We start from the raw sequence: 12793 nt of genomic DNA, 5'->3' as shown, positions 1-12793 counted from the left end.
CACCACCCGCTTCAGCCCATGAACCAGGTCCAGCCGCCCCGCCTGGAGCGCGGGCACCAGTCCGAACAGCAGCGTGGTCAGCACGGCCAGTCCCGCGGTGAAGGCCAGCACGGGGCCATCCAACGACACCTCGTCGATGCGGGGAATGTCCCGAGGCCCCCACGTGGCCAGCGCATCCAATGCCCACATCGCCACCAGCAACCCCACGGCCGTGCCCAGGCCGGCGAGCACGCCGCACTCCACCAACAGCTCGCGCGCGATGCGGCCACGGCTCGCGCCCAGGGCGATGCGCACGGAGACCTCCCCCTCACGCGAGGCCGCGCGCGCCAGGAGGAGGTGCGTGAGGTTCGCGCACGCGATGAGCAACACCAACCCCACCGCGCCCAGCATCAACAAGAGCGATGGACGGACGTTGCCCACCAGCATGTCGCGCAGCGGCTCCACGCGCGCGTCCTTGTCTTCGTTCGTCTGGGGGTACTGCTCCGCCAGACGGTGGGCGATGGCGGAGAGTTCGGTGCGCGCGGACGCCAGCTCCACGTCTGGGCCCAGCCGGCCGTACACCTCCAGCCAGTGCGCCCCGCGCCCCTCGGGCTTCGTCATGCCCTCTTCCCAGCGCAGCGGGAGCCACAGCTCAGAACGGGAGGGGAAGTCGAAGCCAGGCGCCATCACCCCCACCACCGTCCACGGCTCGGGAGTGCCCAGGTCCACCGAGCGCCCCAGCACGGCGGCGCTCCTACCGAAGCGCCGCTGCCACAGCGCATGGGAGAGCACCGCCACCTTCGGCGCGCCGGGCTGGACGTCATCGGGATGAAGCGCGCGTCCCATTTCCACGCGCGCGCCCAGCAGCGGGAAGAAGTCGCCCGTCACCATCCCCGCCTGCACCTTCTCCGGCGAGGTGTCCGCGCTGTCCGCCGCCAGCGTCAGCGTCACGGACGACACCGCGGACAAGCCGTCCAACGTGCGGCTCTGCTCCCGCAGGTCCATGAAGTCCAGCACGGAGGTGGGCCCCGGCCCCTGCTTCCGCTGGCTGTACACGTGCACCAGGCTCGCGTCGTCGTGCATGGGCAGCGGACGCAGCAGCACGGCATTCACCACGCTGAAGATGGAGACGTTGGCGCCAATCCCAAGCGCGAGCGTGACCACCGCGACCAGCGTGAAGGTGGGACTGCCACGAAGCCGACGCAGCGCGAAGCGGAGGTCCTGGCCCAGGGTCATCGTCATGTCCAGGACGCCTGAGCATGCCGCGTGCCACCCCCGGCGTACAGGCCCTCTGGACGAAGTGAGAAGTCCGGTTGCGCGTGCGTGGGAATCGGAGTCCCGTATCCGGACATCCCGCGCGCTTCCACGTGTCGTTTCTCCCACCGTGCCCCGCGCCCGCGGTTATCCCTCCGCCATTGCCGACCCAAGGAGCCGCGATGAGCACGCACCGACCGAACGAAGCCCTCCAGAAGCTGGGCATCCACCACCCCATCATCCAGGGCCCCTTTGGAGGCGGGCTCTCCACCGAGCGCCTCGCGGCGGCGGTGTCGAACCTCGGAGGGCTGGGCTCCTATGGGGCCTATCAGCTCCCCCCGGAGGAGCTCGGCCGCGTGGCGGACCGGATTCGGGCGCTGACGGACAAGCCCTTCGCGCTCAACCTCTGGGTCTCCGACCATGACGCGGGCGGGGACGCGCTCAGCCCGGAGGCGTTCGACCGCGTGTACCGCCTCTTCGAGCCGTACTACCGCGAGCTCGGCGTGGAGAAGCCGGCCATGCCCGAGCGCTTTCACCATCGCTTCGAGGACCAGGTGGAGGCGCTGCTCGAAGCACGGCCGCCTGTCTTCAGCTTCGTGTTCGGCGTGCCCTCTGCCTCCATCCTGGCGGAGTGCCGGCGCAGAGGCATCCTCACCTCTGGCGCGGCCACCACGCTGGCCGAAGCCGAGGCCCTGGACGGGGCCGGTGTCGACCTCATCGTGGCGACGGGCTTCGAGGCCGGCGGCCACCGTCCTTCCTTCCTCGCGCGCGCCGAGGACTCGCTGATGGGAACGCTGGCCCTCACGCCGCTCGTGGCCGACCGGGTGAAGGCGCCCGTCATCGCGGCGGGTGGCATCGCGGATGGCCGAGGCCTCCGCGCCGCGCTCACGCTGGGGGCCCAGGCCGCGCAACTGGGGACGGCGTTCCTCGCCTGTGAGGAGTCGGGAGCGACGGACACCCACCGCGAGCTGCTCTTCAGCGACCGCGCGAAGCACACCACCTTGACGCGGGCCTTCACGGGCCGGCTGGCGCGAGGCATGCGCAATCGCTGGACAGACGAGCTGGCCGCTCAGCAGGAGGCGCTCGCGCCCTTCCCCATCCAGAGCTGGTTCCTGTCGAAGCTCAAGCCCGCGGCGGTCAAGACGGGCCGCACGGACCTCGTGTCGCTCTGGGCAGGCCAGGCCACGCCCAACCTTCGGCACCGGACCGTGCCCGCGTTGATGGCGTCCCTCATCAAGGAACTCGCGCCCCTCTCTGCCACGCACTGAGCCACGCGGCATCGGGCCCGCACGCCCGGCCGGAGTCCGGGAGGGCTGGCGTCACCGGCTCCCGTGCCCGCACGAGGATGGCCAGCATCAGGGGATGTCCCTTGCCGGGGACCGCAAGGAGCCTCGCCCATGGCCCCATCGGACACGCCGGTCCGCCTCGACGTCTGGAGCGATTACGTCTGCCCCTTCTGCTACCTCGAGCTCCCCGTCCTCGAGCAACTGCACGCCCGGCTGGGCGCGGCGCTCGACATCCACTGGCGCGCGTTCGAGCTGCGCCCGGCGTCCGTGCGCCCCCTCGCCCCGATGAGCGAGCTGCCGCGGTCGGCCTGGCCCCGCGCCGTCTACCCGATGGCCGAGCAGCGGGGCTTGAAGATGCAGCCGCCGCCGCTTCAGCCGAGGAGCCGGCTGGCGCTCGAAGCCGCGGAGTTCGCCAAGGACACCGGGTCCTTCTCCGCGTTCCATGAGGCCCTCTTCCGCGCCTTCTTCAAGGACGGCCGGGACATCGGAGACCTGGGCGTGCTGGGGGACCTGGCGGAGGACGTGGGCCTGGACCGCGAGTCCATGACCCGCGCACTGGAGGCGAGCCGGTACACCGCGCGCGTGCTCGCGGACGAGGAGGAGGCCCAACGACTGGGCATCCGCGGCGTCCCGGCCATGCGGCTCGCGGGCAAGGGGCCCGTGCTGCTGCTGAACGGCGCCCAGCCGGAAGAAGCCGTTCGCGCCGCCTTCGCGCGCGTCCGGCCGGGCCCCTCCCCGAGTGCCATGCACTGAGCGCGCGGCCACCGCTGTCCTGGCGGCGGCACTTCGCGCCGAATAGGGTGCCGACATGGAGCACCGCCCGACCCTTGTCTTCGCTGATGGCGCCTGTTCAGGAAACCCCGGCCCGGGTGGTTGGGGGAGCCTCATCGTCACGCCCGACGGACTGGTGACGGAGCTGGGCGGCCACGAGCCGGAGACCACCAACAACCGGATGGAGCTGACGGCCGTGGGCAAGGCCCTGCGCCACCTGGAGCGCACGCCGGGCCCCATCCACGTCCACACGGACTCCACGTATGTGATTCAGGGCGCCACCAAATGGGCGTTCGGCTGGAGCCGGCGCGGGTGGAAGACGGCGGAGGGCGGCGAGGTCGCCAACGCCGTCTATTGGAAGCGGCTGATGGCGCTCCTGGCGCAGCGCAAGGAGCACCACGCCGCCGAGGCCGCCGCCGTGGCGTGGTTCTACATCCGGGGCCACGTGGGCGTCCCCGGCAACGAGCGCGTGGACGCCATCGCCGTGGCCTATTCGAAGGGGCGCGACGCGCGGCTCTACACCGGCCCGCTCCAGGGCTACGGCGTGGCGGTGCATGAGCTGCCGGAGGACATGTCCCTGCCACCGGAGAAGCCCAAGGAGCAGCGCGAGGCCTCGGCCAAGGCGTACTCCTACCTGAGCCAGGTGGGCAGCGCCGTGAAGCGCCACGCCACCTGGGCCGCCTGCGAGCGCCGGGTAAAAGGGGTGTCCGGCGCCCGCTTCAAGAAGACAAAGAACGCAGTGGATGAAGCCAAAGTGCTGGAGGACTGGGGCTTCAAGGGACAGGACGTCCCTTCGGAAGACTGAGGCAGCCCCTCCAAGCCCATTGCCCCGCCGGTCCATTGCGCCTATGGGTCGGGGCCACTCCCCTCCCGCGAGGACGCAGCATGGCTCAAGAGCCTCTCCATATCGCCTCGGAGTTCCCGGCCCCGTCGGTGGAAGACTGGCGCCGGCTCGTGGACAAGGATTTGAAGGGCAAGCCCTTCACCGCGCTCCAATCGCAGCTGGAAGGCGGCCTGTCGCTCCAGCCGCTGTACACGCAGCAGGACGCCGCTGCCTCGCCGCCCGAACCGCCTGGCGTGGCCCCCTACGTGCGCGGCACCCAGGCCCTGGGCCTCACCGAGGGTGGATGGGTGGTGTGCCAGGAGTACAGCGAGCCGGACGTGTCACAGGCCGCCGAGGCCATCCGCACGGACCTCGAGCGCGGCGGCTGGGGCGTGTGGCTCCACCTGGGCGACCCGCACGGCGTCCGCGTACCGGATGCAGAGGCGCTGCGGCGGCTGCTCGCCCATGCGCCGCTGGATACGACCCCCGTCTACCTGGAGCCCGGGTCTGACCCGCTCGCCTCCGCCCAGCACCTGCTCCACGTCGCGGAGCAGGCGGGGGTGTCCCGCGCGGCGCTGAAGGGCAGCCTCGGCGTGGATCCGCTCGGCGTCCTGGCTCGCACCGGCGCGCTGCCCGCGGGGCTGGACGCGACGCTGTCCCAGGCCGCGCCGCTGGTCACCTCGCTGCGTGAAGCCGCGTCCGGCCTCCGGGTGCTGCTCGTGTCCACGCGGGCCTACGCGGACGCGGGCGCCACGTCGGTACACGAGCTGGCCTGGGCCATCGCCACGGGCGTGGCGTACCTGCGCGGGTTGGAGCGCGCGGGCGTCTCCCCCGACGTCGCGGCGCGCTCCATCCAGTTCGCGGTGTCTGTTGGCGGACAGTTCTTCCCGGAGATTGCCCGGCTGCGCGCGGCGAGGCTCTTGTGGTCCAAGGCCGTGGCGGCGTGTGGCGGCTCACCGGAGGCCCAGGCCATGGCGCTGCACGCGCGCACCGCGAGCACCACGAAGACGCAGCGGGACCCGTGGGTGAACATCCTCCGCGCCACCGCGGAGTCCTTCGCCGCCGTCGTCGGTGGTGCGGACAGCGTCAGCACCTCGCCCTTTGACGAAGCCCTGGGCACGCCCGACGCGTCCGCCCGCCGGCTGGCGCGCAACACGCAGCTCATCCTGCGCGACGAGTCGAGCCTCAACCGCGTCGCCGACCCCGCGGGCGGCAGCTACTACCTGGAGCAGCTCACGCAGGACATCGCCCGCGCGGCGTGGGCCGAGCTGCGGCGCATCGAGGCGCTGGGCGGCATGGCTCAGGCGCTCACGAGCGGCGACGTGACCCGCGTGCTCGCGGAGACGCGCGCGGCGCGCGACAAGGCCGTGCGCACCCGCCGCCTGCCCATTGTCGGCGTGAGTGAGTTTCCCCACCTGGGCGAAGCGCCCGTCCAGCGGCAGTCCCGCGCCGCGGCGTCCACTGCGCCCGACACGTCGGGCCCCCTGCCCCTGCGCCCGGTGCGAGCCGCCGAGCCCTTCGAGACGCTGCGCGACGCGAGCGACCGCCACCTCGCCGCGCACGGTGCGCGCCCCAAGGCCTTCCTGGCCAGCCTGGGCACGGTGGCGGAGCACACCACCCGCTCCACCTGGACGGCCAACGTCCTGGCCACGGGGGGTATCGAGCCGGTGGACGCGCACGGCTTCGCGGACGTCGCCGACGCGGCGGCCCGCTTCGCGGCGTCGGGCGCGACGCTGGCCGTCATCTCCGGACCGGACGCGCTGTATCCCGACTGGGTGCCCGCGCTGACGGCGGCGCTGAAGGCGAAGGGCGCGCGCGCGGTGGCGGTGGCGGGCCGTCCCAGTGACCACGAGGCCGCCTTCCGCGCGGCGGGCGTGGACGCCTTCTTCTACGCGGGAGCGGATTTGTTCTCGCTCTTGTCCTCACTGCACCAGCAGCTCGGAGTGGCCTGATGCGCCCCCACGTACCGGACTTCTCGGGCATCGACTTCGACGCCCCCGAAACGCACTCCGCCGCGCCCGCGCGCGACCAGCAACTGCGTCAGGCCGCCGAGGCCACGCGCGGCGCCGAGCGCTGGGACACGCCCGAGGGCATCCCCGTCAAGCCGGTGTACACGCGCGAGGATTTGGCGGGCGTGGAGCACCTGGGCTCGCTGCCGGGCCTGCCGCCCTTCGTGCGCGGCCCCTACTCCACCATGTACGTGCAGCAGCCGTGGACGGTGCGGCAGTACGCCGGCTTCTCCACGGCCGAGGCCTCCAACGCCTTCTACCGCCGCAACCTCGCGGCGGGGCAGAAGGGCCTGTCCATCGCCTTCGACCTCGCGACGCACCGGGGCTACGACAGCGACCATCCTCGCGTGGCGGGTGACGTGGGCATGGCGGGCGTGGCCATCGACTCCATCAAGGACATGCGCATCCTGTTCGACCGGATCCCGCTCGACCAGATGAGCGTGTCCATGACGATGAACGGGGCCGTGCTCCCGGTGCTGGCGCTCTACGTGGTCGCCGCCGAGGAGCAGGGCGTGCGGCCCGAGCAGCTCAGCGGGACCATCCAGAACGACATCCTCAAGGAGTTCATGGTCCGCAACACGTACATCTACCCGCCCGGCCCATCGATGCGCATCATCGGCGACATCTTCCGCTTCACTGCGGAGAAGATGCCGCGCTTCAACAGCATCAGCATCAGCGGCTACCACATGCAGGAAGCCGGGGCGACGCAGGACCTGGAGCTGGGCTACACGCTGGCGGACGGCGTGGAGTACGTGCGCGCCGGGCTCTCGGCGGGCCTGGGCGTGGACGCCTTCGCGCCGCGCCTGTCCTTCTTCTGGGCCATTGGCATGAACTTCTTCATGGAAGTGGCCAAGATGCGCGCCGCCCGCCTGCTCTGGGCGAAGCTCATCAAGGGCTTCTCCCCGAAGACGGACAAGAGCCTGGCGCTGCGCACCCACAGCCAGACGTCCGGCTGGAGCCTCACCGCGCAGGACGTCTTCAACAACGTCGTGCGCACCTGCGTGGAGGCCATGGCCGCCACCCAGGGCCACACGCAGAGCCTGCACACCAACTCGCTGGACGAGGCCATCGCGCTGCCCACGGACTTCAGCGCGCGCATCGCCCGCAACACCCAGCTCTATCTCCAGTTGGAGAGCGGCACCACGCGCGTCATCGACCCGTGGGGCGGCAGCTACTACGTGGAGCGCCTCACGCACGAGCTGGCGCGCAAGGCGTGGGCCCACATCCAGGAGGTGGAGGCGCTGGGCGGCATGACGAAGGCCATCGAGGCCGGGCTGCCCAAGCTGCGCATCGAGGAGGCCGCGGCCCGCACCCAGGCGCGCATCGACTCCGGCCGCCAGGCCATCATCGGCGTGAACAAGTACCCGCCCGAGCGCGAGGACTCCATCGAGATTCTCAAGGTGGACAACTCGGCGGTGCGCGAGGCGCAGATCGCGCGCCTGCGCGAGCTGCGCGCCGAGCGCAACGCGGACGATGTCCGCCGCAAGCTGGACGCGCTCACCGAGGCGGGCCGGCGCGGCGACGGCAACCTGCTGGCGCTGGCCATCGACGCGGCCCGCGCCAAGGCGACGGTGGGCGAAATCAGCGACGCGCTCGAAAAGGTGTTCGGGCGCTACGAGGCCACAGTGCGCAGCGTGTCAGGTGTGTACTCCAGCGAGGCGGGCAAGGACGCCCAGGGCATCATCGAAGCGCGCGCGAAGGCGGACGCGTTCCTCGCGCGCTTCGGCCGTCGGCCGCGCATCCTCATCGCGAAGATGGGCCAGGACGGGCACGACCGCGGCCAGAAGGTCATCGCCACCGCGTTCGCGGACCTGGGCTTCGACGTGGACATCGGCCCCCTGTTCCAGACGCCCGAGGAGTCCGCGCGGCAGGCCGTGGAGAACGACGTGCACGTCGTGGGCGCCAGCTCGCTCGCCGCTGGGCACCTGACGCTGGTGCCGCAGCTCAAGCAGGCCCTCAAGGCGCTGGGCCGCGAGGACATCATGGTCGTCGTGGGCGGCGTCATCCCCGCGCAGGACTACGACGCGCTGCGCGCCGCGGGCGCCGCGGCCATCTTCGGCCCCGGCACGGTCATCTCCAAGGCGGCCATCGAGCTGCTCGACAAGCTGGCCGCGTCGCTGGAGGAAGAGGCGTGAAGCTGCTGCCCGCGGACGCGTATGTGGACGGCGTGCGCGCGGGCGACCGTGCCATGCTCGCGCGCGCCATCACCCTGGTGGAGAGCGAGCTGCCACGCCACGCCGCGCTCGCCCAGGAGGTCCTCACGCGGCTGCTCCCCGCCACGGGGGGCAGCCGGCGCGTGGGCATCAGCGGCGTGCCGGGCGTGGGCAAGAGCACCTTCATCGACGCGCTGGGCATGCACCTGGTGAACGCCGGGAAGCGCGTGGCGGTGCTGGCCATCGACCCGTCCAGCACCGTGTCCGGCGGCAGCATCCTGGGTGACAAGACGCGCATGGCGCGGCTGGCGCGGGAAGAGGCCGCGTACATCCGCCCCAGCCCCTCCAGCGGCACCCTGGGCGGCGTGGCGCGCAAGACGCGCGAGACGCTGCTCTTGTGCGAGGCGGCGGGCTTCGACGTCGTGTTGGTGGAGACGGTGGGCGTGGGCCAGTCGGAGACGGTGGTGGCCGACCTGGTGGACTTCTACCTGGTGCTCATGCTGGCGGGCGCCGGAGACGAGCTGCAGGGCATCAAGCGCGGCATCCTCGAGGTGGCGGACATGCTCGCCATCAACAAGGCGGACGGCGACAACAAGCCCCGCGCCGAAAGGGCCCGCTCCGAGCTACGCGCCGCGTTGCACCTGATGCGGCCGGGCGCCGAGCCGGAGATCACCACCTGCAGCGCCCTGGAGGGCAGCGGCGTCGAGAAGCTGTGGACCTCCATCGAGGCGCAGCTCGGGCGGAGCGTGGCCTCGGGCGCGCTGGAGCGCCGCCGCAAGGCGCAGCAGGTGCAGTGGATGTGGACCATGGTGCAGGACGGCCTCCGAGCGGCCCTGCGTGCGCACCCCGAAGTGTCCGCGCTGGTGCCCACGCTGGAGGCGGACGTGCGCGAAGGGCGCGCGACACCGACGTCGGCCGCACTGCGGGTGCTGGGCGCGTTCCTGCCTGAAACGAGGGCCTGACGGCCCGCGTCGTGGAGCGGTCAGTCGCGCTCCAATCCCTTGCCTCGACGTAAACGGCGCTCTTACTGTACGCGCCGTGCGAAACGTCCAGCAGACCCCCGTTCCCCAGCCCTACAAGCCTCGTTTCCACGTCCGCATCGTGACGGCCGCCTCCCTGTTCGACGGGCATGACGCCGCCATCAACGTGATGCGCCGCCTCATGCAGGCCTCGGGCGCGGAGATCATCCACCTGGGGCACAACCGCTCGGTGGCTGAGATTGTCGACTGCGCCATCCAGGAGGACGTGCAGGGCATCGCCATCACGTCCTACCAGGGCGGTCACGTCGAGTTCTTCAAGTACATGATTGACCTGCTGCGCGAGCGGAAGGCCAACATCAAGGTCTTCGGCGGCGGCGGCGGCACCATCCTCCCCTCGGAGATTGAAGAGCTCCACCGCTACGGCGTCACGCGCATCTACTCGCCGGACGACGGCCGGGCCATGGGCCTGCAGGGGATGATTGACGACCTCATCTCCCAGTGTGACTTCGAGAAGCGGCCAGAGGACTTCGCGCCCCTGCTCGACACGCCGTCGCCGCGCGACCCGTCCCGGATTGCCCCGCTCATCACCATCGCGGAGAACTTCGCCTCGAAGGGAGCGGAGCTGCGCGAGGCCATGTCGCACATCCAGGCGAAGGGGCCGCGCGTGCCCATCCTGGGCATCACCGGCACCGGCGGCGCGGGCAAGTCCAGCCTTGTGGATGAGCTGGTGCGCCGCTTCCTGACGGACTTCCCGGACAAGACGCTCGCCGTGCTCTCCGTGGACCCGTCCAAGCGCAAGTCCGGCGGCGCGCTGCTGGGTGACCGCATCCGGATGAACGCCATCGACAACCCGCGCGTGTACATGCGCTCGATGGCCACCCGCCAGAGCAACCTCGCCCTGTCCAAGCACGTCGGCGACTCCATCGAAATCTGCAAGGCCGCCGGCTTCGACCTCATCGTGGTGGAGACCTCCGGCATCGGCCAGTCCGACACCGAAATCACCGAGCACTCCGACGTGGCGCTCTACGTGATGACGGCCGAGTACGGCGCGGCGACGCAGCTCGAGAAGATCGACATGCTCGACTTCGCGGACGTCATCGCCATCAACAAGTTCGACAAGCGCGGCTCGCTGGACGCGCTGCGCGACGTGCGCAAGCAGTGGAAGCGCAACCACAACGCCTTCACCACCGCCGATGACGCGGTGCCCGTGTACGGCACCATCGCCTCGCAGTTCAACGACCCGGGGATGAACCAGCTCTACCGGGCGCTCATGGACACCCTCTCCGCGAAGACGGGCGCGCCGCTGAAGTCCGGCTTCGAGCTCACGCCGGGGATGAGCGAGAAGAAGTGGATCATCCCGCCCGAGCGCACGCGCTACCTGGCGGAGATCGTCGAGGCCTGTGAGTCCTACGACGGCTTCGTGAAGGCCCAGGCCGCCATCGCCCGGCGCATGTACCAGCTCCACGGCACCATCGAGGCGCTGCGCACCAACGTGGGCAGGAAGCGCCTGGAGATCGTCGAGCCCAAGGACCCCTCGGACACGGTGCAGGTCACCGAGCACGTCGAGGGCGAGCCCGCCTACCTGAGCGAGCTGGTGGAGCTGTACAAGGACTTGGAGTCGCGGCTCCACGCCGACTGCCGCCGGCTGCTGGCTGAGTGGCCCGCGACGAAGCGCCGCTACGCCGCGTCCAAGTACCAGTTCCAGGTCCGCGACAAGGTCATCGAGCTGGACTTGTACGCGGAGACGCTCTCCCACCTGCGCATCCCCAAGATCGCCCTCCCCCGTTATGAGGACTGGGGTGACATCCTCATCTGGCTGCTGCGGGAGAACGCCCCGGGCGCCTTCCCCTTCACCGCGGGCGTCTTCCCGCTCAAGCGCGAGGGCGAGGACCCCGCGCGCATGTTCGCCGGCGAGGGCGGCCCGGAGCGCACCAACAAGCGCTTCCACTACGTGTCGCGCGGCCTGCCCGCCAAGCGCCTGTCCACGGCCTTTGACTCGGTGACGCTGTATGGCGAGGACCCGGACCACCGGCCGGACATCTACGGCAAGGTGGGCAACTCGGGCGTGTCCATCGCCAACGTGGACGACGCGAAGAAGCTCTACTCCGGCTTCGACCTGGCGGACCCGTCCACGTCCGTGTCCATGACCATCAACGGCCCCGCGCCGATGCTGCTCGGGTTCTTCCTCAACGCCGCGGTGGACCAGCAGTGCGAGAAGTGGATCCGGGAGAACGGCCAGGTCGACGAAGTCGAAAAGAAGATGGACGCCCTCTACCGCGAGCGCGGCCTGCCACGGCCCCGCTACCAGGGGGACCTGCCGCAGGGCAACGACGGGCTGGGCCTGCTGCTGCTCGGCGTGTCCGGCGACGAGGTGCTCCCGCGCGACGTCTACGAGCGCATCCGCGCGAAGACGCTCCAGTCGGTGCGCGGCACCGTGCAGGCGGACATCCTGAAGGAGGACCAGGCGCAGAACACCTGCATCTTCTCCACCGAGTTCGCCCTGCGGGTGATGGGCGACATCCAGCAGTACTTCATCGACCAGAAGGTGCGGAACTTCTACTCGGTGTCGATTTCGGGCTACCACATCGCGGAGGCCGGGGCGAACCCCATCTCCCAGCTCGCCTTCACCCTGGCCAACGGCTTCACCTTCGTCGAGTACTACCTGTCGCGGGGCATGGACATCGACGACTTCGCGCCCAACCTCTCGTTCTTCTTCTCGAACGGGATGGACCCGGAGTACGCCGTGCTGGGCCGCGTGGCGCGCCGCATCTGGGCCAAGGCCATCCGGGACAAGTACGGCGGCAATGACCGCTCGCAGAAGCTGAAGTACCACATCCAGACGTCTGGCCGGAGCCTGCACGCGCAGGAGATTGCATTCAACGACATCCGGACCACGCTGCAGGCACTGCTCGCGCTCAACGACAACTGCAACTCGTTGCACACCAACGCCTACGACGAGGCCATCACCACGCCCACCGAGGAGAGCGTGCGCCGCGCGCTCGCCATCCAGTTGGTCATCAACAAGGAGTTCGGGCTCTCCAAGAACGAAAACCCCAGCCAGGGCGCGTTCATCATCGAGGAGCTGACCGACCTGGTGGAGGCGGCGGTGCTGGCGGAGTTCCGCGCCATCTCCGAGCGCGGCGGCGTGCTGGGCGCCATGGAGCGCATGTACCAGCGCTCCAAGATTCAGGAAGAGTCCCTCTACTACGAGACGCTGAAGCACGACGGGACGCTGCCCATCATCGGCGTGAACACGTTCCTGGACCCCAAGGGCTCTCCGACGGTGACGCCGCCCGAGGTCATCCGCGCGACGACGGAGGAGAAGAACTACGCCATCACCGCGCGCGACGCCTTCTGGAAGCGGAACGAGGCGACGGCGCCCAAGGCCCTGGAGGCCGTGCGCCGCGCGGCGCTGGACAACGGCAACATCTTCGCCGCGCTGATGGACGCCTGTAAGGTCTGCACGCTCGGCCAGCTCTCCCGCGCGCTGTACGAGGTGGGCGGGCAGTACCGGCGCAACATGTAGCCCTGACGCCGC

Annotated in this window: 8 protein-coding genes; 7 read left to right on the top strand and 1 reads right to left on the bottom strand. The window is 70.4% G+C overall.

What is annotated here, in order from left to right; genetic code table 11:
• Window positions 1–1221: ABC transporter permease (locus HV824_RS14720; protein ID WP_255208042.1), on the bottom strand; the 1221-nt coding region annotated here is incomplete at its 3' end.
• Window positions 1222–1415: 194 nt separating this feature from the next.
• Between HV824_RS14720 and HV824_RS14715 the strand changes: the two genes are divergently transcribed.
• The 7 genes from HV824_RS14715 to HV824_RS14685 all read left to right on the top strand — a co-directional run bounded on the left by HV824_RS14715 (window position 1416) and on the right by HV824_RS14685 (window position 12781).
• Complete coding sequence (locus tag HV824_RS14715; RefSeq protein WP_176423550.1) at window positions 1416–2501, top strand: nitronate monooxygenase family protein; 1086 nt, start codon at window positions 1416–1418, stop codon at window positions 2499–2501.
• A gap of 129 nt (window positions 2502–2630) precedes the next feature.
• Window positions 2631–3272 carry a DsbA family protein gene (locus tag HV824_RS14710; protein ID WP_176415953.1) on the top strand — a complete coding sequence of 214 codons (642 nt, stop codon included), beginning with the start codon at window positions 2631–2633 and terminating at the stop codon, window positions 3270–3272.
• Window positions 3273–3327: 55 nt separating this feature from the next.
• Window positions 3328–4095: an RNase H family protein gene (locus tag HV824_RS14705; RefSeq protein ID WP_176415952.1), complete on the top strand. Its 768-nt coding sequence runs from the start codon at window positions 3328–3330 to the stop codon at window positions 4093–4095.
• A gap of 80 nt (window positions 4096–4175) precedes the next feature.
• A complete protein-coding gene (locus HV824_RS14700; RefSeq protein ID WP_176423549.1) occupies window positions 4176–6065 on the top strand; it encodes a methylmalonyl-CoA mutase family protein in 1890 nt (629 codons plus the stop codon).
• Window positions 6065–8257, top strand: a complete 2193-nt coding sequence (scpA, locus tag HV824_RS14695) for a methylmalonyl-CoA mutase (protein WP_176423548.1) — start codon at window positions 6065–6067, stop codon at window positions 8255–8257. Before HV824_RS14700 ends, scpA begins: the two co-directional genes overlap by 1 nt.
• Window positions 8254–9237: a methylmalonyl Co-A mutase-associated GTPase MeaB gene (meaB, locus tag HV824_RS14690; protein ID WP_176415949.1), complete on the top strand. Its 984-nt coding sequence runs from the start codon at window positions 8254–8256 to the stop codon at window positions 9235–9237. Before scpA ends, meaB begins: the two co-directional genes overlap by 4 nt.
• A gap of 76 nt (window positions 9238–9313) precedes the next feature.
• On the top strand, window positions 9314–12781 hold the full coding sequence (locus HV824_RS14685) for a methylmalonyl-CoA mutase family protein (protein ID WP_176415948.1): 3468 nt from the start codon (window positions 9314–9316) through the stop codon (window positions 12779–12781).
• Window positions 12782–12793: the final 12 nt, after the last annotated feature.

It is taken from the genome of Myxococcus sp. AM009, from assembly GCF_013372605.1.
GTDB lineage: Bacteria > Myxococcota > Myxococcia > Myxococcales > Myxococcaceae > Myxococcus > Myxococcus vastator.
The sequence above is the reverse complement of the archived record's forward strand: the minus strand, read 5'-3'. Positions and strand labels throughout refer to the sequence as shown.

What these genes read in the sequence shown, in the direction of transcription:
- HV824_RS14715 (WP_176423550.1), top strand. Translation starts at nt 1,416, where the DNA reads ATGAGCACGCACCGACCGAACGAAGCCCTCCAGAAGCTGGGCATCCAC.
- HV824_RS14710 (WP_176415953.1), top strand. Translation starts at nt 2,631, where the DNA reads ATGGCCCCATCGGACACGCCGGTCCGCCTCGACGTCTGGAGCGATTAC.
- HV824_RS14705 (WP_176415952.1), top strand. Translation starts at nt 3,328, where the DNA reads ATGGAGCACCGCCCGACCCTTGTCTTCGCTGATGGCGCCTGTTCAGGA.
- HV824_RS14700 (WP_176423549.1), top strand. Translation starts at nt 4,176, where the DNA reads ATGGCTCAAGAGCCTCTCCATATCGCCTCGGAGTTCCCGGCCCCGTCG.
- scpA (WP_176423548.1), top strand. Translation starts at nt 6,065, where the DNA reads ATGCGCCCCCACGTACCGGACTTCTCGGGCATCGACTTCGACGCCCCC.